This window comes from Desulfobulbaceae bacterium DB1, from assembly GCA_001914235.1.
Lineage (GTDB): Bacteria > Desulfobacterota > Desulfobulbia > Desulfobulbales > SURF-16 > DB1.
Map to the genome: position 1 here is coordinate 97,255 of MQUF01000011.1, position 22,089 is coordinate 119,343.

Below are 22,089 nucleotides of genomic sequence, written 5' to 3' on the forward strand. Positions count from 1 at the left end.
AAGGCCGCGCACGAGTTCACAAAGATGAAAAGCCCCACCACAACATGCTGTTCAGCGTGTCGTGGTAATGGGGCCCGGAGACGGAATATTACAGGGGCCGCATCAGCCAGACACCACAGGGACAGGTGTTGGCACAAAAACCGCAGGCGATGCACCGGTCATCATCCGACACATAGCGGAAATCTTTTTTATCCTCGGAAAGCTGCTCCCGGGAAATGGCGCCGGTGGGACAGATGGTTTCACACATGTGGCAATCACGGCAGCTGCCGCAGCTCATGCAGCGGTCCGCTTCGTGTATGTCTGAATATTGTCCCGGGCAAGTTTCCGGCTCGTAGTGGGCCGGCGTCAGGTTGGTGATATTGACCACCTGTTTCGTGTATGGCTTCCACTCCTCCCCTTTGATTTCCGCGATGATGGCATGGGCGGCATTCTTGCCGTGCCCGAGGGCATTGGTGGCAAGACCGGGCCTTTCCACGTCGCCGACCGCGTAAATCTTCGGGTCCGAGGTGCGGCACGCCTCGTTGGTCTTGATCCAGCCGGCTCCGCCCACGGTTACCACTTCCACGCTCTCGGGCAGAAAATTAAGAGCAGGAACGTCGCCGATGGAGATAATGACCGTCTGGGCCGGAATCAGCTCATCCGCCGCATCGATCAGTCCGTCAGCCGTCACTTCCTTGGTGGTCACCGGCCATTTGAACTTGGCGCCCAAGGCCTCGGCCGCCTTTCTTTCCTTGCCGAAAGCCAGGGGTTTCTGGATATCAACCAGGGTCACCTCCTGCGCGCCGAGGCGGTAACACTCACAGGCCACATCGCAACCGACGTTGCCGGCACCGATAATGACCACCTGCTTGCCCACCTTGGGCGGCTTGTCGCTTTTGCCGGCCTTGAGGAAATCAAGCGCCGTCAGCACCCGCTCATGGCCGGGAAAAGGGATGCGGCGCGGTTCATGGGTACCGACCGCGACAATCACGTAGTCAAATTCATTCTTCAGTTCGGCAAATTTATCCTTGGTCATGTTGACCCCGAAATGAACATTGATATTCGGGGTGTTCATGAAGCGGTTCAATTCCGAATCCCAGATCGCCTTGGGCAGTCTCTCCCAGGGAATAACCTGGGCCAGTTTGCCGCCCAGCTTATCGTCCCGTTCGAAAATATGGGCCTCAACGCCGCGCAGGGCGAGCTGCCAGGCGGCATTCATCCCTGCCGGGCCGCCGCCGATGATGGCAACCTTCTTGCCGAGCGAATCAGCCACCGGTGGGGCGGGAAAGTCGCGACAGGCGCGGCCGAGCATGGCCACATCAATACTTTTATCCACCATCTGCCGCGAACAGCTCTGCATGCAGAGGTTGGGGCAGATGGACCCGCAAACCGAGGCGGGGAAGGGAGTATATTCCAGCACCAGTTCGTAGGCTTCCTTCTCCCGGCCCTCCCGCATCAGACGCAGACGGTCGATGGTGGGGATATGCACCGGACAGTAATAGGCACAGGGCGCGGCTGATTCCTGGTTGGCCCAGAAAGGTTTGCGGCGCCGGAGATCTCCGGTTTCAATAAGTCCGATGGGAGAACGATCAAGTCCGGGAGCAAGATCACGGATCGGATCACCGCCGAATGCCCTGTCCCAGATGTTTTTGCGGAACTCATGCATGGGCATGGGCCCGGAGAACATCAAGGCCCGATCCTGGGGAGGTATGGTGACCAGCATCTTCCATTCTTCCCGCACGGAAAGGGACGCGAGCAGATCACTGCGTCCGATTGCCGCCAGATACCCGGGCATCCGTTCCATCAGCCACTGCCACTGCGCATCATCCGGCAGCAGGGCCTGCACATTGGATCGGGAATATGATTGATCGGTCAGACCGCGATAGTATATCCAGCCGCCGACCATGCCGACGCAGGGCCGGTAGCCGAGGACGTTTTCCGGCGTCTTGGCGCTGACCCCGCAAACCACGGCTATACCCCCGCAGTTGAATTCAGCAAAGGTATCACCCACGGAACCGAGCACCCAAAGTTCAGGACGCTGGTATTCCGGATTCCACTTGGTCATGGTCAGGCCGCGGGAACCGATGGAGCCGCCGATCATCACCCGGCCCTGGGCCATGGCGTTGCAAACGCCGTTGGTGGCGTCGCCGTGCACGACAATGTCCGCGCCGATGTTCAGGTAGCCCACATCATCGGAGGCCGATCCCAGACAGGTAATGGTGGTGCCGGGCATGCCCATGCACCCCAGTCGCTGGCCGGCCGGGCCCTTGACCTGAATCGCCAGGGAAGCGCCGGCCGGATTGAGCCGCCCGCCGACATTATGCTGACCATATGTTTCCAGGATGAGCTTTTTCGACTTTTGAAAAGCCGCCTGCACCTGTTCTTCAAAATCCTTGGAACTGATGCGGTTGCCGTTCTCATCCAACCCTTTGATGGTAATTGCTTCTGTCACTGCCGTTTCCTCCGGGAGGAACGGGAAAAATTCCCCTGTTCCCGTGTTCTTATCTTTTCAGGTGAACAGACATGGTTGCGGAAAAGATGCTGTTCCCGACTCCTGTCTTCTGACTCCTGATTCCTGTTTTGTTTAACAGATATAAGTAATCTTCAATCTTTTCGCCGCCGCCTCGTCACTGATGCCGAGGGCGTCGGACATGCCGATGGGCAGGCTCTGCGAGCGGCCGAGCGGTGCCATGATCTTTTTCATCTCGGTGCGGATCGACATGAAGGTATCGACCACGCGCTGGGCCACCTGATCCGGGTCAAGCCGACGGTAGAGCTTCGGATTCTGGCTGGTGATGCCCTTGGGGCAAAGTCCGATGTTGCAGACGTTGCAGCGGTTCTGCTCGCTGCCGAGGCAACCCGCCGCTGACTGCATGATGAATTTGCCCATGTGCACGCCGCTGGCGCCGAGCATGATGAGGCCCATGCCGTTCTGGGTGACGTTGCCGGTCTTGCCGACGCCGCCCGCGGCAAAAATCGGGATCTCGTTCTGCTTGCCCTGGGCGCACAGGTCGAGATAACAGTCCCGCACATTGGAGGCAATGGGGTGCCCCATGTGATCCATGCTGACATTGTAGGCCGCGCCGGTGCCGCCGTCGATGCCGTCGATCAGCAGGCCCGCGGCATACGGGTTGCGCACCAGGTTGTTCAGCACCGATTTTGCCGAATTGGAACCCGATATCTTCGGATAAACCGGTACCCGGAAATTCCAGGCCATGGACATGGTCTGGATCATCTTCATCACCGATTCCTCAATGGAGTAAAGGGTCTGATGCACCGGCGGCGAAGGCAGGTCAACCCCTTCCGGCACGCCGCGCAGGCGGGCGATGAGCTTGCTCACCTTGAACCACATCAGCAGGCCGCCGTCACCCGGTTTTGCCCCCTGGCCGTACTTGATCTCAATGGCGGCCGGGTCGCACTGCATGTCGGGAATGGCGCGGATGATCTCATCCCAGCCGAAATACCCGGAGGCGATCTGCAGAATGATATATTTGAGGAATGGGCTCTTCAGCACCCAGGGAGGGCAGCCGCCCTCGCCGGTGGCCATGACCACCGGGATGCCGAGCACCTCGTTGCAGTAGGCGACACCCTGCAGCAGGCCGAGCCACATATTGGGCGACAGGGCGCCGAAGCTCATGGAACCGATGATAAAGGGGAAGATCTCCCGCACCGGCGGAATCCACTCGCCGGCCAGTTTCCGGCGCACATATTCCTCGGGCGGCAGCACCCGGCCGAGCAGGGTGTTGAGATAAAACTCATGGCGGCCGGCATCCAGGGCCGGATCGGTGAGCATGGAAATGCGGGTGAAAATAAGCTGGTCGAGCAGGCCGGGATTGGGGTCGTTGCGCCGCCCGCCGCGCTTGACCGGTTCGCCGCCCTGGGTGTTCTGAAAACGGTAGCGGTCGGTCATGCTGTTCGGCAACGGTTTGATGGCCGAATTCGGGCAGACCATGGCGCAGGTGCCGCAGCCGATACAACGGTTTGCCACCTCGGTCCGCTGGCGGATACCGACAAAAGTGCGGTAGGAGCTGCCGCGCTCGCTGGAAGTCAGGACGAGCTTCGGCATGCGCTGCCGCATGTAGGTCAACTTGATGGCATTAACCGGACAAACCGCGGTACAGCGGCCGCAGAGGGTGCATCTGTCTTCCCTGTGCTCAATGACCCAGGGCAGATCCCCGGTGGTTAAGCTGCTTGGGGTAGAGGGAATTGACTGAATTGAGACCATATCTTAAACTCCTGTCGATCTGGAGGAACAATAATCGTATGTTGCCGCATGGGTTGAAAATCAAGGGATTGATCGCGGTCGGGAATCATGGCGTCAACGCCGCACATCTCCGAGGCAATGGCCCATTCGCCGGGCTTGCCGCCGATGGTGGCCGGACGCATCTTCTTGGCATCCATCACCAGCAGGCAGGTTTCATCCGGCAGGGAGCCGATCACCGCGTTGGGGCCGTCGATGATGAGCCGCCGGCAGGCGTCGCGCAGTCCGCGCAGAAAATCGCCCTGGGGATGAACCAGCATCTCTTCGGTTTTAAGCGGGGTAATGATATGCTTATATGCCTCAAGCGGCAACTTCAGCTGCTTGGTCACATAATGGAGGATATGGGCAAACACCTCGCTGTCCGACTGATACCCCATATAGCCGGGGAAACCCTTGCCGGTCAACCAGTCCTTGATGGGGATAAAGGCCGTGTTCTCACCATTGGTCATGGTGGCGATGCCCTGGATAAAAAAGGGATGGCAGGCGTAGAGATTGATGCCCCAGTTGGTGTTCTGCCGACCCTGGGCCATGCAGATCCGCGACTTGATGCGGTGGCTGTCCAGTCCCAGAGCCTGGCCGACGCCCAGCGGCCAGCCGACTTCCTTGATCATGGCCACATCCGGCCAGAAGGAAAAAATCGTGAGATCGCCGCCGTTGTCCTCGCCGTCCTTGCGCAGCGCCAGCCGGACCATCATCATCTCGTGCTCAAGCTGCTCCTCGCTCAAGGTTTCCCAGGCCGTCGGATTCTTGTACACCCGCAGGAGATATTTGAATCTGTCCTTTGATTCAACCTTGCTGAGGTCCGCCTCGAACTCATGATCATACTTGAGCGCGAAACCGCGGTCCTGCATGAAGACATTAAGACGGTGCAGGGCGCTCTCCGTGTGCGCGATGCCGGAAAGAACCGGATCGCCCTTCCTGTAGCTGTAATCAGTAAATTGCAGCCCCCGCAACAGGAGCCCCAAACCGCTGCCGTCATATCCTTCCTGCATGGCCTCCATGGCCTGAAGCACGGTAAAGGGAGAAAACGGCTCACTGGCGGTTTTTAACGCTAACCGGCACATCTGTAACTCCTTCGAATGAAAACTGATTGGTCGGCCTGCTGCCTGCGGAACACGAGTCCAGCGTCCAGCAAGTTTATTAAAAAACTTACAGCGAATACCTCGAAAGTATTTGTTTGTCAAGGCCGAAGAAAAACTAGGCTACTATACTGCAAACCAACAGCGCAACCAATTTTTTTCGCTGCCCGCATTGATTATAATTTCGCTATTCCGGCGAGATGCGCAAAAACATCCCTCTTCTACATGCGAATATCCACATCACGCCGAAAACGCCGATATCAGCAAACGAACAAACCTATCCGGGAAACAGAAAATTATGCCGAATTATTTGCAATTATTTGAGAAGCTGTTATAAGAAAAGTCGCATTTTATAAGTCTCACACCTGATTCTGCCAATTTTAAATTCTCAAACTGCGGTGTGCTATGACAGAAATCGACCTTTCCCCCCTGCGGGCGGAGTTGAAAAAACAGTTCCGGCAATCAATGCCGGATGCAAAACTCGACTACTGCCTCACCTGCGGCCTCTGCGCCAGCGGCTGCCCGGCCAGCGACATTGAAGGCATGGACCCGCGTAAATTCATCCGTTATCTCATCCTCGGCCAGGATGATGTCCTGAAAAAAACGAACTGGCTTTACACCTGCTCCATCTGCCAGCGCTGCGAATACGCCTGTCCCATGGGCATCCATGTCGGACGCTTTGTCTATGCCCTGAAGGGAATGCGGCCGATTGAAGAGCGCCCGAAAAATCTGCAGAAGTCATGCGATCTGCAGAAGCAAAGCAACTCCACCGGCATCCCCAACGCCGACTTTGTCTGGGTGGTGGGCGACATGCTGGAAGAGGTGCATGCAACCGAGCCGGAATGGGCCGATCTCCAGGCGCCCATGGACAAGGTCGGTGCCCGGTTCTACCTGAACCAGAATGCCAAGGAACCCACGGTGGAACCGGAGGAAATGGTTTTCCTGTGGAAGATCCTCCATGCCGTGGGTATTGACTGGACCTATTCATCGGAATGGTGGGACGGGGCCAACTACTGCCTGTTCAGCGGCGACCCGAAAGACTGGGAATTCGTCACCCGCAAACAGGCGGAAACGGTGGATGCGCTGGGCTGTCCCACATATATAAACACCGAGTGAGGCCACATGCTTTACTCAACCCTGGAAGGGTTGAAACGATTCAAAATTCCCCACAACTTCGAAGTCGTCAGCATCATCAGTCTCTATGCCCAGTGGATCCGGGAAGGCCGTCTCAAGGTTGACTCCTCCTGGAACACCGAAGGCCTGAAATTCACCGTGCAGGATCCGTGCAAACTGGTGCGCCAGGGACTTGGCGATCCGGTGGCCGATGATCTGCGCTTTGTCGTCAAGCAGGTCTGCGGCGAGGAAAACTTCGTCGATGTCTGGCCCAACAAGTCCAACAATTACTGCTGCGGCGGCGGCGGCGGTGCCATCCAGGCCGGTTTCACCGACAACCGGCGCAAGCACGGCAGAATGAAATTCGAGCAACTCCATGCCACCGACGCGGACGTGGTCATTACCCCATGCCACAACTGCCACACCCAGGTAAAAGACCTGGCGGCCCATTACGGCGGCAAATGGCAGACCACCCATCTGTGGAACTGGATTGTCAAGGCGCTGGTGAGATAAAGAAACGCTTAAACGTTGACACACTTGAACGCTTGAACGCTCTAATCGCTTGATCGTTCAAACGCTGGAACATTACACACAGGAAAGAAAAATGGCCAAAGGATCGGTTTTAGTTGTCGGCGGCGGCATTGCCGGGGTTCAGGCGGCGCTTGATCTGGCAGACAGCGGCTTTCTCGTCCATCTGGTGGAAAAAACCACGGCAATCGGCGGCAGAATGTCCCAGCTCGACAAGACGTTCCCCACCAACGACTGCTCCGCCTGCATTCTCTCACCCAAGCTCGTCGAATGCGGCAGACACCTCAACATCAATCTGCTTACCCTTGCCGAGCTGGTTTCCCTCCAGGGCGAGCCCGGCAATTTCACGGCTGTTGTCCACCGGCGCCCCCGCTACGTTGATCCGGACAAATGCATTGCCTGCGGCCTGTGCGCGGAAAAATGCCCGAAAAAGGTGCCCAACGAATTCAACATGGGCATCGGCAACCGTAAGGCCGCCTTTCTCAGCTATCCCCAGGCCGTGCCGCTCAAATACGCCATTGACCCCGACCACTGCATCTGGCTCAAGAAACCTGGACGCTGCGGCATTTGCGCCAAGAAGTGTCCGGCCGGGGCGATTAATTTCGACGACCAGCCCAGGGAACACGTCTTGGAAGTGGGCTCCGTGGTGCTGGCCCTCGGTTTTTCCCGTTTCTTCCCGAACAAACTCGACTTCACCGGCTACGGCCGCTTGCCGAACGTGGTTACCTCCATGGAATTCGAGCGGCTGCTCAGTCCCTCCGGCCCCTGCATGGGCCACATGGAACGCCCCTCGGACGGCAGGCAACCGAAAAAAATCGCCTGGCTGCAATGCGTCGGCTCCCGGGATATCAATCGCGCCTGCCACCCATACTGCTCCTCGGTATGCTGCATGTTTGCCATTAAACAGGCGGTGATGGCCAAGGAGCATGCCCACGGAGACTTCGAATCCTCCATCTTCTTCATGGACATGCGCACCCACGGCAAGGGCTTTGAAAGCTATTACAACCGGGCCAGGGAGCAAGGCGTCCGCTTTCTGCGGGCCAGGGTCCATTCGGTGATTCCCGCCGACGAGGAGGGGAATCTGAAAATCCGTTACGTCGACGAACAGGGCAGGGTCAACTTCGAAAAATTCGACCTGGTGGTTCTTTCCACCGGTCTCGAGGCCAGCCCGGCCACAATCGCGCTTGCCGGGAAACTGGGGATCGAGCTTGACGCCGACAACTTCATCAAAACCGACAGCTTCAATCCGGTTGCCACCAGCAAGCCCGGCGTTTATGCCTGCGGCGCCGTCGCGGAACCCAAGGACATTCCCCAGTCGGTGATGGACGCCAGCGCCGCCGCCATGGAGGCCGGTCTCATGCTGGCCCCCTATCGCTGGACGGAAACCAGGAAAAAAGAGTACCCGGCGGAAAAAAACATCTATTCGCAACCGCCCAGGATCGGCGTCTTTGTCTGCCACTGCGGCGTCAACATCGCAAGCGTCGTCGATGTCGCTCAGGTTTCCAGTTACGCGCAGACCCTGCCGGATGTGGTTTTTTCCCAAGCCAATCTGTTCACCTGCTCCCAGGACACCATCACCCAGATGGTGGCGATCATAAAAAAACATGATCTGAACCGGGTGGTGGTCGCTTCCTGCTCGCCCCGTACCCACGAACCCCTGTTCCAGGAAACCCTGCGCGACGCGGGGCTGAACAAATTCCTTTTTGAAATGGCCAACATTCGCGACCAGGATTCCTGGGTGCACCGGAATGACCCGGCCAAGGCCACGGCCAAGGCCAAGGATCTGGTGCGCATGGCCGTGTCCCGCGTGCGCGGCGAAGGCGCCCTGCCCTACAACACCGTGCCGGTCACCAAGGCAGCGCTGGTTATCGGCGGCGGGGTCAGCGGTATGACGGCGGCCCTTTCCTTTGCCGAACAGAACTATCCCGTCACCCTGGTTGAACGAAGCGACATGCTGGGCGGCAACGGCCGCCAGGTGTTCCGCAACTGGAAGGGCGAGGAGTTTCCGCCCTTTATCAACGAACTTGCCGACAAGGTGAACAACCACCCGAAAATCGAGGTCAAGTACAACTGCGAGGTGCGGGACGTTGTCGGTTCAGTCGGCAAATTCACCACTACCTTCACCGACGGCCGCACTTTCGACCATGGCGTGGCGGTGCTGGCCGTGGGCGGCGAGCCCTATAAACCGGAAGGGGAATGGCGGTTTCTGCACGGCAAAAATCCCGGGGTGCATACCCTGCTCGAACTGGACAAGAAATTCATCGGCCAGGACGCTTCCTTGAAAGATATGGGCCAGGCGGTCTTTTTCCACTGCGTCGGCTCGCGCATCCCGGAACGGCCTTACTGCAGCCGGGTCTGCTGTACCCACGCCATCGATTCGGCGGTGAAGCTCAAGGAACTGAACCCGGAGATGGACATCTTCATGTTCTACCGGGATATCCGCACCTATGGCTGCAGGGAACGGCTCTACCAGGAGGCCAGGGAAAAAGGCATTATCTTTATCCGCTATGACCTGGATCATATCCCACAGGTGACGGAAGCGGACGGTCGCCTCCTCATCACGGGGCACGATCCGATCATTGACGCCGACATCACCATCCAGCCTGACATGCTGGTGCTGGCCACCGCCATTCTGCCCCGCCGGCAGACCGGCAATATTGCCAAATTCTTCAAATGCGCCGTCGACAGCCAGGGCTTCCTGCTGGAAGCGCACATGAAACTGCGGCCGGTCGATTTTGCCACCGAAGGCGTCTTTCTCGCCGGACTCTGCCACTACCCGAAAGCCATGGAAGAATCCCTGTCCCAGGCCAAGGCCGCGGCATCACGGGCATCCATTATCCTTGCCCACGACGCGGTGCCGGCGGAAAGCGTCACCGCCGTGGTGAATCCCGCCAAGTGCACCGGCTGCGGAGTTTGTGTCGAAGTCTGCGCCTACAATGCGGTGAGTCTCGACGACAACAATATCTCCGTGGTCACCACCGGCATGTGCAAGGGCTGCGGGGCCTGTGTCGCCGGCTGCCGTTCCGACGCGGTGACCCTGAAGAATGTGGGCAATGAACAGATCATGGCCGCGGTGGATGCGGCTTTTGACACTTGGTAGATAAATGTGAATCACAGAAAACAAAGAGATTTTTTTATAATGAACTCTCTGCGCCCTCTGTGGTGAAATTCTTTGCCGTAAAGGATTTTTCATGAACTCAAGTCACGCGAAAGAATGGGAACCGAAAATCATCGCCTTCCTGTGTAACTGGTGCAGTTATGCCGGTGCGGATCTGGCCGGGGTGAGCCGTTTTCAGTATCCGCCCAATATCAGAATCGTCAGGGTGCCCTGTTCCGGCCGGGTCAGCGCCAACATGATCCTTTCCGCCATCAAATCAGGGGCGGACGGTATCCTGGTCTCAGGTTGCCATCCCGGCGACTGCCATTACATCAGCGGCAATTACTTCGCCCGCCGCCGCTTTGCCCTGTTGAACAATCTGCTCGACTTTGTCGGCATCGAGGCGGGCCGGGTGAACTTTTCCTGGGTATCGGCATCAGAAGGCGAGCAGTTTGCCGAGATAGTGAGAACCGTGACGGAAAAGGTCAAGGCATTGGGTCCGGCCGACCGGCTGGTCAAAAAAATCGGCGGCCGCCAGGCCGCGGAAAGCGCGGTGCAACGCTAAAGCAGCGCAGGTCGGCATTCGTATGCCGACAAACAGGGCGGCACCGGGTCGCCGCTCCACCGAAAACGGGAAACCCTGAACTTGGAACTTCGTTTTATGCCGACAATCAATGAACAGCTGACAGAAGAAATCAGAACCCAGGCAAAAAAACTGCTTGAAGAAAAGACGGTCGCCGCCGTGCTCGGTTTCACGTCGGGCAGCCTGCCGATGACGGTGCGTCCCACGGTCATCCGCCGCCCGGAGGATTGCGGAAAACTGGTCTGGAACACCTTCTGCGTGCTCAACCTGGCCACCTATCTGCCGGAAGCCCTCAAATCCGTTGAGCCGCCGCGCGGCCCCCGCGACCCGAAGCCGGAAGGACCGCTGCCCAGGGTGGCGGTGCTTGCCACCGGCTGCTGGTCGCGTAACATTGCCGTGCAGATCCGGGAACACCAGGTAGAGCGCGATCGGGTTGTTGTCATGGGCGTCGGCAGCCGGGGCATGGTGAGCAGACGGAAGGTTGAATCGCTTTTCCCCGGCAGGGATATTCTTGCCGTTGCGGAAGGCGACCATGACCTGATCGTCAAAGGGTCTGATTTTGAAGAAAAAATCAATCGCTGGAGCGTGGTGCGGAACAACTGCCGGACCTGTACCCATCCCGACCCGATAATTGTCGATATCCGCATCGGCGCACCGGCCCCGGAAAGAAAAAACCCCAACCCGTTCAAGCAGGTTGACGACATTGAAGAGAAATCATGCGACGACCGCTGGGCCTGGTTCAGCTCTGAATTCGCCGATTGCATCCGCTGCTATGCCTGCCGCAATGCCTGCCCCCTCTGCTATTGCCCCACCTGTTTTGTCGATGACGCCAAGCCGCAATGGGTCGGGAAAAGCATTGATGCCACGGATACCGGCCTCTTTCATATTCTCCGCGCCTATCACTGCGCCGGTCGCTGCACGGACTGCGGCACCTGCGAAACCGTCTGCCCCATGGGTATCAACATGCGGATGCTGACCAAAAAGCTGAACAAGGATGTCTTGAACCTGTATGGATTTGAGGCGGGGATGTCGCCCGACTCGCCGCTGCCGCTGACCACCTACAGGATCGATGACCCGCAGAAATTCATTGTCACCGAATCCGCGGCCGGCAAGGAGGAGAAGTAATCGTGAAGGTTTTCAGATTAGCAGAAGCTGAACTTGACGCACTGATTCAGTCATGGACGCAACAGACAGAGGTTTATTGTCCAGCAGCCGGGAAACCGGCGGCCAGGGCAACGGATGGCGCCCCCGGCTGGGAACGTCTTTCCGGCCGATTTTCTTTTGCCCTGCCGGTGGGGCCTGCCAAAACGTCGGTAAAAACATTTTTGTTTCCCCAACCGGAAACCATGCAGACCTACAGCCTGAAAAACGATGATCCGGAAAAAGCCCTGATGAAGGAGCCGGAGCAACACAGCGAAAAACAGATCATCGTCGGCATCCGCCCCTGTGATGCCCGCAGCGTCGAGTTAAACAACCTGCCCTTCCGGGAAGACCCCTTCTACCAGGCCAACATGGCGCGCACCATGCTGGTCGGTTTTACCTGCAACGTCATGTGCTCCACCTGTTTCTGTCATCAGGTCGGGGGATCGCCCATGGGAACCGAAGGGCTGGACATCGCCGTCAGCACGATTGACGGCGAATTTCTTGTTGAGGCCCTGACCCCGGCAGGAGAAAAACTGCTCGACGGCCGCAATCTCACCCCGGCGTCGGAACAGGATATCGCAGCACTTGCAACCCAAAGAGCCGACAGCCCGCGGGGAGACGGCGCCCAACTCGACGCCCTCAGGTCACGGGATCTGCACAAACTGTACGAAGCCCCTTTCTGGCATGCGCTCGGTGAATCATGCATCAACTGCGGGGCCTGCACCTTCATCTGCCCCACCTGTTACTGTTTCGACATCCAGGATGAAGTTGGGCGGGGGATCGGCCGCCGCATCAGACACTGGGACTCCTGCATGTTCCCGCTCTACAGCCTGCACACCTCCGGCCATAATCCGCGCGGCAAAAAGATACAGCGCACCCGCAACCGCTTTCTGCACAAACTGAAATATTTTCCGGACCGCTTCGGCCCCTTTTCCTGCGTCGGCTGCGGCAGATGCGTCCAGGATTGTCCGGTTAACATTGATATACGCGAGGTCATGAACGACCTCCTGACGGTGGAGTAAGATATGATATCCTATTTACCCTGCCCTGCCCGCATCGACGACATCGTGGTTGAAACGGAAGACGGCAACCTGAAAACCTTTACGCTGGTGCTGGAAAACGAGGCGCACCAAGAGGCCTGGCAACATGTCCCCGGCCAGTTTGCCATGCTTTCCCTGGCCGGTCAGGGCGAAATCCCCATCGGCATCGCCTCGTCTCCCACCGAGGAAGGTCGTCTGCTCTTTACCGTGAACCGGGCCGGCAAGGTGACCACCGCCCTGCACCAGATGCACAAAGGGGCACGAATGGGGGTTCGCGGCCCGCTCGGCAACGGGTTTCCGGTGAACAGCGACATGAAGGGGAAAAACATCGTCATCATTGCCGGCGGATTTGCCGTTACCACCCTGCGGGCCACCCTTCTCTACCTGCTGGCCCATCGGCAGGATTACGGCAAGATCACCTTTATTTACGGCGCCCGGACGCCGGGCATGCTGCTCTATCGCAACGAAATGGCGGACTGGGCCAAACGGGGCGATATTGACCTCCATGTCACGGTTGACCGCGAAGCGCCGGGCTGGGAGGGGCTGGTCGGTTTTGTTCCCACCATTGCCGGGCAGGTTGCGCCGTCGCCGGAAAACAGCGTGGCGCTGATCTGCGGTCCGCCCATCATGATCAAGTTTACCATGCCGCCCCTGGAAAAAATCGGCTGGACCGATGACCAGGTCTACCTCTCCCTGGAAAACCGGATGAAATGCGGCGTCGGCGTCTGCTGCCACTGCAACGTCGGCCCGACTCTTGTCTGCAAGGACGGCCCGGTCTTCACCCGTTCGCTGGTCAAGGAACTTCCGGTTGAGTATTGATTTTGCCTTCACCACCCTGCGGAGATGAAGTTGCAGCCATCTGCATCAGCCTCAGGCATGTCACCCCCTCTGCCCCAAGGTGAGGGCCGGGCTGAGGGAACAGCCCTAAACCACCCTCCGGCGTATGCACCCTCTCCCCCAGGGAGAGGGCTGGGGTGAGGGGCGTCAATGAAAAATCGCGCTCGAAATCTCCGAAAAAACCAAACAGAAGCAGAAAAATTGCTGTGGAGCTCCCTGAGAAACCGTCAGATCGCGGGCTGTAAATTCCGACGTCAGTGGCCTATTGGACCGTACATTGTTGATTTCGCCTGCTTGTCCCGCAAGCTGCTGATTGAGCTGGACGGCGGTCAACACTCGGAAGCCATTGCGTACGATGAGACCAGAACCAAATTCCTCGAGGCGCAAGGGTACAGGGTTATTCGCTTCTGGAACAACGAAATGCTTACGGAGCCGACAGCTGTTTTACAAAGAATTTACGAAGAATTAATGCAAGGGGCTGATCGCCCCTCACCCCAACCCTCTCCCCACGGGGGAGAGGGAGAAAAACCCTAAAACCACCAACGGACGCACCCTCTCCCTCAGGGAGAGGGCCGGGGTGAGGGGCCAGCAACCACCCCTAACCCGACGACGTACGCTCCCTCTCCCCCGGGGAGAGGGCCGGGGTGAGGGGCCAGTCCTAACTAACCCGCCGGCATGCGCACCCTCTCCCCCAGGGAGAGGGATGGGGTGAGGGGCTCTCCATTTCCCCCCAAAAAACAAATGCGACAATTTGCCGTATTGAAAATCAAACTTCCTCCCCGCAGAATATTTTTTAATATCTACCGCCACCAAGTGGCACACTTCAACCAAAAGGAGGAACCTATGAAAAAATTACTGCTTACCCTGTTCATGTTGTTTTTCTTCGCAGCATCCTCTCTGGCTGCCGTCAACATCAATACCGCCGACGTCAAGACGCTTGAAGGCCTGCCCGGAATCGGCACGGCAAAAGCACAGGCCATCGTTGATTACCGCACCGAGCATGGCAATTTCAAATCCATTGACGACCTGAAAAATGTAAAAGGCATCGGCGACAAGATGCTGGAACAGATCCGCACATTGGTCGAACTGTAATTTCCCACACCCTACGAGAGCACAGAGATCTTCAATTCTTTTCATTGATTCGTTTCTGTGCTTTCGTGGATTCAACACTGCCCCTCACCCCGACCCTCTCCCCACGGGGGAGAGGGAGAAAGGCCTCCCGGATCTCTAGCGGACGCAGCCTCACCCTCCAACGGACGCACTCTCTCCCCGGGGGAGAAGGAGAAAGACCCTAAAACCACCATCCACCACAGAAAAAAAATCCTCAGCCCGCCGACTCACCCTCCGGCGTGCGCACCCTCTCCCCCGGGGAGAGGGCCGGGGTGAGGGGCCAAGCGCAACTCAGCATTTGTCGCAGAAAAAAGACAAAACCCATCAATTCCTTTCAAAAGACAATTTCCAACGCTTCGTCACCCAAATCATCCTTCCTGAAACATCCCGCCTTTCCCGTGAACATAACCGGATGCAACCGCCTTATGAGCTGGCCCGAAAACTGCAAAGTAATAATCAATAACAAATTGCCCTTCGCCGCTAAAACCGGCCCTTCTTCCCGCCGCTTCTTTCTTTCTCCGCGCAGAGGGTGCAGGGCTCGCCGTCATGTGTCTGCGGATAGCGACAAACATCGCAAAGCCGTGCAGGATTTTTTTGCGCTTCGTAGCCCCATCACCTCCTGCCTGTTGTCGCCGTTTTACGACAAAAACCCGTCACTTTTTTATCCCCCTTTTTGTGATTTGCTTGACAATTTACACAAGATATCCATAGCATATAAATATATCATTCATATGCGCACCATCTTCGTTTTTTTCATGCCAGAAGAGATTGAAAGGGAGTCTGCACCATGGCCGCGACAAAACAACTGGGACAGGTGTTAATTGAGAAAGGGCTTGCAACCGAGGAACAAATCAGGGAAGCGCTGCGCATCCAGGTAGGCGGCAACCGGCGTCTCGGCTACATCCTCATTCTCATGGGTGTCCTGACCAGTGACCAGCTCCAAGATGTCCTCTCCGAGCACATCAATATCCCGATTGTCGATATCGATAAGGAATTTCGCAATGAAGCCAAGTCGATTCTGCCGCGTTATTTATGCTCCAGATATTCGGTCATCCCTTTTGCCCTGGAGAACAGCCATGTGGTCAAGCTGGCAATGCTGGACCCTTCGGATGATGAAGCAATCCGCGATATTGAGCAGTATATCGGCAAGGCGGTGAAACCGTTTCTCGCCCATCAGGAAAAAATTAATATCGGGATCATGAAACACATCCCTTACGGGGTGAAGGATCTGATCAATTCTCCGCTTTCACCGACCCTGATACGAATCGTGGGTTTTGCCCTGATCATCGGAATCTGCGCTACCGGCTATATTTCCTACACCGCCTATAAGATTGAAAAACAAGGGACAATCACCACCTCCGCCAATGTCACCACCTACAAAAACCATGATCTGATGCTTGGCGTGGAGGACAAATCCATTTCTCTCATGGGGCATGCCGCCTATGCCGAAGGTTTTTACAAAGTGGCATTCAGCAACACCCAGGATCTCAAATCCTTTATAGAAAGAAAAAGATCAAGCTTTTCTGAAAAGCAGTACGAATGGCTCACCTGGGCTATCGATACCGACATTCCCTCCCGGAAGCGGTAGAACCCTCACCCCGGCCCTCTCCCATAGGGAGAGGGAGCTTCAGAACGCCTTGCTGAGCGCAGAGGAGTCACCCGGCACTCTCCCATGGAGAGAGGGGAATTCAGAACGCCTTGATGGGCACAGAGGAGCCACCCGGCCCTCTCCCATAGGGAGAGGGAGCTTCAGAACGCCTTGCTGAGCGCAGAGGAGCCGCCCGGCACTCTCCCTTGGGGAGAGGGGATTCAGAGCCGGTGCCCTCGCCCGTCAGCCCGACATTTTTCTTGCTTTCCAATCTGTAATCAGTTATCAAAAATCAACTGGCTTTTTCACTCCAATGGATTGACAAAAATAAAAATGAGCAAGAACAGCCTCTTTATAGCCCTCTTCTCCCTGCTTGCCTGGACGGGAATTGCTTCCGCAACCACCATTTCCCAACTGGATGGGAATTACGGACGCACCATCAACGGCATCGGCCAGACATTTACCGCAACAGGAACGAGTTATGATTCCATCGGCGTCTTTCTCTATCCCTCGACCGCAAACTATACCGACACAACGGTGTCCTTTTCCCTTTTCACGGGAACAACATTCTCCCAAGCACCCGCCACCTGGACGGACATCGACCTTTCCACACTGACGCCGGACGGGCGGCTCACCATCGACATCAGCGCATACACCTTCACCTCCGGCATGATGTATTCCTTTGCCATTTACAACGACACCAATGACTGGCTCGTCCGCCATATAAAGGATTCCACCGACCATTACTGCGGTGGAGACATGTATCTCGCCTTTAACGGCTCTTTTGATCAGACCTCCTCGTACCAGGATTTAAAATTCGAAATCACCGCGCACCCCACCCCCCTTCCTTCAACCCTTGCTTTGTTCAGCACCGGACTCTTTGGCCTCATCCCCGCTTTAATCCGAAAATTCAAACAAAACTAACTCCGCCACGCACACGCGCAACTCCCCTGCGGCACCAATACATTCTTCCACAAAAAACGCCCGGCAAGGCATGCATTTTGCTAGATCATCGAGCGCTTCCATCTTTTGTCAACGCACACCCCAATGCGCCTTTTGCAACATAAAAAGGATACACATTGAGCCCCCGCCGAACATGTGTAGCGCTCGCCTTTCCCTTTGACAGAGGGCCAGGGAGGGCTATGGAAATTTGACAAGAAGCACTCATTAAAAACAATATCGAGAACACCGGATCGATCTGCTTTTTCTTTCACCGCAAAGCGGATCAATCCCCATAGCCGCTCGCGGCAAGAAAGAGTCAATTTGAATGAAACCCGTACAACGCTATTTGCCCCTTTTCCTTGCAACCCTGCTCACCGTTGCACAACCGAATCATCTTGCGGCAGCCGCTCCGAAAACCATTCATGTCGAATGGGAATACGGCGGCACGGCGGATTCATTCCGACTCTACCAGGAAGGCTCCCTCCTTTGCGAAAGCCGTGACACAAAAACCCTGGCCATGGACTGCGAAGCGTTCATCGCTGATGGTCCCACCACCTTCACCATGACCGCCGTGGGCCGTTACGGCGAAACGCCGCATTCAGCCCCGTTCACTCTCGCGCCACCCGCACGCGACGAATTCGGCAACAGCACCCCGACGGCCTCATTCAAGACAAATGTCACGACAGGCCAAACCCCCTTGCAGGTAACACTTAACGCCTCGGCCTCATCAGACCGGGACGGCTCGCTGATTGACTACGAATGGGATTTCGGCGACGGCCACGTGGGAAGCGGCAAAACCGCGAGCCATACATTTTATCACCCCGGCACCCACACCATCACCCTGACGGTGACGGACAATGAAGCAGCCACGGCCACGGCAAGCGCCTCAATCACGGTAAAGGAAACCAGGCGAACCACCTATCCCGCCAATAAGCCGCCGACAGCAAAAATCAGCGTCACCCCCACCTCTTCCTCTTCCTATCAGTTTCACGCATACGACTCAGAGGATGCGGACGGAGTGATCGTTGGCTATTCCTGGAATTTCGGCGACGGCTCAACCGCGCAAGGCCCTTACGCCGAACATAAATTCACCAAGCCAGGCACCCATATCATTGCGCTCATAACCCAAGACGATGAAGGCGCAACAGCACGGGCCCGAACCAGCGTCAAAACAACCATTACATTACCGCAGAAAAAAGATGCGGCACCCATCATTCCCCCCAAAACAACGCGACACAAAGTAACCGTCGCATGGGACTACAACAACAGAACAAATATCAAAGCCTTTCGGCTTTACTACAACAACCGCTTTGTCTGCCAGACAACCAACCCGAAGGCAACGCAAATAAGCTGCCTGGCCACCCTTGAAAACGGTCCCATGACTTTTGCCATGAAAGCCGTCGACAAAAAAGGCAAGGTGAGCCTCCTGTCGCAAGGGCTCACCTATTCGCCGGGATCAAAAGAAAACAGCGCCCATGATTGATGCCGAAATTTCCCCCGCTCCCTTTCAAAACCACGGCCATGTGCCCTTTTGGCACTGAGTCCGCAACCGCGCCACCGCCGCAATTAAAAAAAATTAAACAAATCCAGCCTCTCGCCAAACAACATAAAATCATTTTAGGAAACATTCGCGCTTCGCAAAGACACAAAAACGTAATGCACTGAGAACAAAGGGCTTTTCACAAAAAAGCCACTCAGGCACACAATTTGCTTTAACATCCAATCGCTGGCTTTTCTCTTTGGTTTTCATCCTTTTTTCGACAAAAACCACGCCGGCACAACGCACGACATGAAATATTTTTTTTAACCGGCAACCGGTCTTTCCATGATTGCTGCTTGATACTTTACACTTATTAATAATATAATCTACACAAGGTCATCATGTTGAATCGCCACTCCGCCTTCCCGGCAAATAAGACCAATCTGACGACCATCGGCCATTAACAAAGAGGCAACCTGAATGAAATCTCTCCAACGCCATCTTGCCCTTTTCCTCTCGGCACTGCTTATCGCCGGACATCCGGTCCACGCCTTTGCCGCCACCCTGAAAACGGTCCACATCGAATGGGAATACGGCGGAACGGCAACGTCATACCGGCTGTACCAGGAAGGAATCCTCCTCTGTGAAAGCTTTGACACCACAAATCTTGTGGTGGAGTGCGACACCTTTATCGGCGTCGACCCCATCAGCTTCACCATGACCGCAATAGGAGCGGACGGAGAAACACCTCATTCCGCCCCTTTCACCCTGGTTCCGCCCACGATCGACGAATTCGGCAACTACGTCCCCACCCCCTCTTTCACCACCAGTGTTACCACGGGCCAGGTTCCCCTGCAGGTTTCATTTGACGCTTCCGCCTCATCAGACTTTGACGGTTCACTGGTTGCCTACGAATGGGATTTCGGCGACGGCGACACCGGAACCGGCATGGTTGCCGGCCACACTTTCGACCTCCCCGGCACCTACAGCGCCGCCCTGACGGTGACGGACAACGGCGGCGCCACCGCAACAGCAACCACGACCATCATTGTCAGTGATACCACGCCAACCATTGAACCCACCAATCAGCTGCCGACGGCAGTCATCAATGCCGTTGCCGTTTCCGCCTCGTCTTATCAGTTCAACGCGGACGGCTCAGCGGACACGGACGGAACGATCGTCAGCTATTCCTGGAACTTCGGCGATGGAACCACCGCAACCGGCGCCTCTGCCGACCATGAATATGCCGCGGCCGGCACCTACACCGTCACCCTGACGGTAACAGACGACGACAACGCCGCAAAAACCGCTCAAACCAGCATCACCGTGGCGGAAACACCCGCCCAGAACGAACCGCCCGTTGCCGTTATCTCCATCGGCACCAGCCAACACAAGATCACCGCCGACTGGGAATATAACGACACCTCCACGGTCACCGCCTTCCGTCTCTACCAGAACAACAGCTTCATCTGCGAAACCATTGACCCGAATGCGACACAGGTGAGCTGCCTGACCTATCTTGAAAACCGCCCCATGGCCTTTGCCGTCAAAGCGGTTGACACAGACGGCAATGAAAGCCTCTTCTCGGAGCAACTCACCTATTCACCGGAACCGGAATCCGTTTCCCTTGAGGGAGACGCACCTTTCGCCGTTTTCTTCAACGGCGGCAGTTCAACCGATGCCGACGGCAGCATCACGAGTTACCATTGGGATTTCGGCGACGGCGACACGGCAAGCACCTCCGCCGCAACCCACACCTTCTCCATCGGCGGCATCTACACAGTCACCCTGTCCGTGACCGACAACGACGGCAACACAACCTCAACCACATCCGCCATAACCGTCCTCGGCAACACGCCGCCGGTTGCGCTCGCCACAACAATCAACACCAACGAAGACACTGCCGCCACCGGCACCCTGAGGGCCTCCGACGCGGATGACGACGCACTTTCCTTTACCATCGCGGTCAACGGCAGCAAAGGAAAAGCCGTCATCACCAACAGCAGCACCGGCGCTTTCACCTACACTCCGACAGCGGATGCAAACGGCACGGACACCTTTACCTTTGTGGCCTATGACGGTGTAACTTATTCAAACATCGGCACCACGACCGTGAATATCGCCGCAGTGAATGACCAGCCGGTTGTTACATCGAGCTCTCTCACCACGCCGGAAGACACCCCGGTTTCTTCCGGTGTTGCCGCAACCGACCCGGACAATGACCCGCTCGCCTTCACCATCGGCACCAACGGCTCCCTGGGCACGGCAGTCATCACCAACAGCGGCACCGGCGCATTCACCTATACGCCACACGCCGACCAAAATGGCTCCGACAGCTTTACTGTTACCGTAAGCGACGGAACAGTATCCAAAAGCGCAACCGTCAGCGTGACAATCACAGCAGCTAACGATGCACCGACAGCGGTAAACGATATTGCCGCAGCCACCTCCGGCGTGCCGGTTACCATTCCCGTCCTGGCAAACGACTCAGACATCGACGGCGACACCGTGAGCCTTGAGCAGGCATCCCCTTCCACCCACGGAACCACCTCGATCTCCGGATCCGACATCATTTATACACCGGAAGCGAGTTTCAGCGGCGAAGATACCTTCACCTATACGGTTACCGACTCCAAAGGCGCTTCATCCACCGGCTCCGTTACCATAACAGTAACTCCCCAGGACACAACGACACCGCCGGAAGTACCCCTGCCGCAAATAACACTCCCAGACACAATGATGGTTACAATTGCCTGGGAGTATAATCTTCCAATAACCGTCACGGAATTTCGCATTTACCGGAATGGCGAGCAGGTCGGTAAAACCTCCGACCCGAATGCCAGAGAATTAACTCTCTCAATCCCGGTTACGTCGGAGCTACTGAGTTTTTCGTTCACGTATGTCAAAACAAACGGCACGGAAAGCAAACCGATAAACATAACGAGTTTTGTCCCGACTGAAATGCTGATCAATTACAAACTGGCGGCATTTTACTGGGACTACACTGATTCATCAGCCGTCAAACGATTTAAAATCTACATGAACGGCAACCAGGTCTGCGAAACCGCTGATGCGACAGCACGAGATATCAGCTGCTTCATCCCCAAGGTTGACGAATCAATGGAATTCACCATCACCACCATTGATGCAAATGACATTGAAAGCGAGCTGTCAAACAGCCTTAAATACTAACCGCCCTTTCCCCCTCTCTCTGGGAAAGGGAGCCAACTGAAAAACTCCCTCTCCCTCAGGGAGAGGGCTGGGGTGAGGGAAGGAAATCGCTGCCACTTCCCTCTCTCCATCGGGGAA

The 22,089-nt window shown here is 56.5% G+C and carries 16 protein-coding genes; 13 read left to right on the forward strand and 3 right to left on the reverse strand.

What is annotated here, in order from left to right; all coding sequences use genetic code 11:
• Window positions 1-88: 88 nt before the first annotated feature.
• The 3 genes from BM485_11085 to BM485_11095 form a co-directional block, all read right to left on the reverse strand.
• Window positions 89-2,431, reverse strand: a complete 2,343-nt coding sequence (locus BM485_11085) for a glutamate synthase (GenBank protein ID OKY74967.1) — start codon at window positions 2,429-2,431, stop codon at window positions 89-91.
• 132 nt (window positions 2,432-2,563) lie between these two features.
• The gene (locus BM485_11090) at window positions 2,564-4,204 is read right to left on the reverse strand and encodes a glutamate synthase (protein ID OKY74968.1); all 1,641 of its coding nucleotides are present in this window, start codon (window positions 4,202-4,204) and stop codon (window positions 2,564-2,566) included.
• Complete coding sequence (locus tag BM485_11095) at window positions 4,162-5,304, reverse strand: glutamate synthase (GenBank protein ID OKY74969.1); 1,143 nt, start codon at window positions 5,302-5,304, stop codon at window positions 4,162-4,164. Before BM485_11095 ends, BM485_11090 begins: the two co-directional genes overlap by 43 nt.
• 420 nt (window positions 5,305-5,724) lie before the next feature.
• Between BM485_11095 and BM485_11100 the strand changes: the two genes are divergently transcribed.
• The 13 genes from BM485_11100 to BM485_11160 all read left to right on the forward strand — a co-directional run bounded on the left by BM485_11100 (window position 5,725) and on the right by BM485_11160 (window position 21,972).
• Window positions 5,725-6,435: a hypothetical protein gene (locus BM485_11100; protein OKY74970.1), complete on the forward strand. Its 711-nt coding sequence runs from the start codon at window positions 5,725-5,727 to the stop codon at window positions 6,433-6,435.
• Between the two features lie 6 nt (window positions 6,436-6,441).
• Entirely contained in the window at window positions 6,442-6,945 is a 504-nt protein-coding gene (locus BM485_11105; GenBank protein ID OKY74971.1) for a CoB--CoM heterodisulfide reductase, read from the forward strand.
• 91 nt (window positions 6,946-7,036) lie between these two features.
• A complete protein-coding gene (locus BM485_11110; GenBank protein ID OKY74972.1) occupies window positions 7,037-10,060 on the forward strand; it encodes a heterodisulfide reductase in 3,024 nt (1,007 codons plus the stop codon).
• 91 nt (window positions 10,061-10,151) lie between these two features.
• A complete protein-coding gene (locus tag BM485_11115) occupies window positions 10,152-10,622 on the forward strand; it encodes a hypothetical protein (protein ID OKY74973.1) in 471 nt (156 codons plus the stop codon).
• Between the two features lie 96 nt (window positions 10,623-10,718).
• Entirely contained in the window at window positions 10,719-11,765 is a 1,047-nt protein-coding gene (locus BM485_11120; GenBank protein OKY75021.1) for a hypothetical protein, read from the forward strand.
• A gap of 2 nt (window positions 11,766-11,767) precedes the next feature.
• Entirely contained in the window at window positions 11,768-12,805 is a 1,038-nt protein-coding gene (locus BM485_11125) for a hypothetical protein (protein ID OKY74974.1), read from the forward strand.
• A gap of 3 nt (window positions 12,806-12,808) precedes the next feature.
• Entirely contained in the window at window positions 12,809-13,642 is an 834-nt protein-coding gene (locus tag BM485_11130) for a heterodisulfide reductase subunit F (GenBank protein OKY74975.1), read from the forward strand.
• Between the two features lie 168 nt (window positions 13,643-13,810).
• Entirely contained in the window at window positions 13,811-14,194 is a 384-nt protein-coding gene (locus tag BM485_11135) for a hypothetical protein (protein ID OKY74976.1), read from the forward strand.
• A gap of 309 nt (window positions 14,195-14,503) precedes the next feature.
• Entirely contained in the window at window positions 14,504-14,752 is a 249-nt protein-coding gene (locus BM485_11140; GenBank protein OKY74977.1) for a competence protein ComE, read from the forward strand.
• An 805-nt stretch (window positions 14,753-15,557) separates the two neighbouring features.
• Entirely contained in the window at window positions 15,558-16,358 is an 801-nt protein-coding gene (locus tag BM485_11145; protein OKY74978.1) for a hypothetical protein, read from the forward strand.
• 333 nt (window positions 16,359-16,691) lie between these two features.
• Window positions 16,692-17,282 carry a hypothetical protein gene (locus tag BM485_11150; GenBank protein ID OKY74979.1) on the forward strand — a complete coding sequence of 197 codons (591 nt, stop codon included), beginning with the start codon at window positions 16,692-16,694 and terminating at the stop codon, window positions 17,280-17,282.
• Between the two features lie 343 nt (window positions 17,283-17,625).
• Complete coding sequence (locus BM485_11155; protein OKY74980.1) at window positions 17,626-18,783, forward strand: hypothetical protein; 1,158 nt, start codon at window positions 17,626-17,628, stop codon at window positions 18,781-18,783.
• A gap of 477 nt (window positions 18,784-19,260) precedes the next feature.
• Window positions 19,261-21,972: a hypothetical protein gene (locus BM485_11160; GenBank protein OKY74981.1), complete on the forward strand. Its 2,712-nt coding sequence runs from the start codon at window positions 19,261-19,263 to the stop codon at window positions 21,970-21,972.
• The last annotated feature ends 117 nt before the right edge of the window (window positions 21,973-22,089 follow it).

What these genes read in the sequence shown, in the direction of transcription:
- BM485_11090 (OKY74968.1), bottom strand. Translation starts at nt 4,204, where the DNA reads ATGGTCTCAATTCAGTCAATTCCCTCTACCCCAAGCAGCTTAACCACC.
- BM485_11095 (OKY74969.1), bottom strand. Translation starts at nt 5,304, where the DNA reads ATGTGCCGGTTAGCGTTAAAAACCGCCAGTGAGCCGTTTTCTCCCTTT.
- BM485_11100 (OKY74970.1), top strand. Translation starts at nt 5,725, where the DNA reads ATGACAGAAATCGACCTTTCCCCCCTGCGGGCGGAGTTGAAAAAACAG.
- BM485_11105 (OKY74971.1), top strand. Translation starts at nt 6,442, where the DNA reads ATGCTTTACTCAACCCTGGAAGGGTTGAAACGATTCAAAATTCCCCAC.
- BM485_11110 (OKY74972.1), top strand. Translation starts at nt 7,037, where the DNA reads ATGGCCAAAGGATCGGTTTTAGTTGTCGGCGGCGGCATTGCCGGGGTT.
- BM485_11115 (OKY74973.1), top strand. Translation starts at nt 10,152, where the DNA reads ATGAACTCAAGTCACGCGAAAGAATGGGAACCGAAAATCATCGCCTTC.
- BM485_11120 (OKY75021.1), top strand. Translation starts at nt 10,719, where the DNA reads ATGCCGACAATCAATGAACAGCTGACAGAAGAAATCAGAACCCAGGCA.
- BM485_11130 (OKY74975.1), top strand. Translation starts at nt 12,809, where the DNA reads ATGATATCCTATTTACCCTGCCCTGCCCGCATCGACGACATCGTGGTT.
- BM485_11135 (OKY74976.1), top strand. Translation starts at nt 13,811, where the DNA reads ATGAAAAATCGCGCTCGAAATCTCCGAAAAAACCAAACAGAAGCAGAA.
- BM485_11140 (OKY74977.1), top strand. Translation starts at nt 14,504, where the DNA reads ATGAAAAAATTACTGCTTACCCTGTTCATGTTGTTTTTCTTCGCAGCA.
- BM485_11145 (OKY74978.1), top strand. Translation starts at nt 15,558, where the DNA reads ATGGCCGCGACAAAACAACTGGGACAGGTGTTAATTGAGAAAGGGCTT.
- BM485_11150 (OKY74979.1), top strand. Translation starts at nt 16,692, where the DNA reads ATGAGCAAGAACAGCCTCTTTATAGCCCTCTTCTCCCTGCTTGCCTGG.
- BM485_11155 (OKY74980.1), top strand. Translation starts at nt 17,626, where the DNA reads ATGAAACCCGTACAACGCTATTTGCCCCTTTTCCTTGCAACCCTGCTC.
- BM485_11160 (OKY74981.1), top strand. Translation starts at nt 19,261, where the DNA reads ATGAAATCTCTCCAACGCCATCTTGCCCTTTTCCTCTCGGCACTGCTT.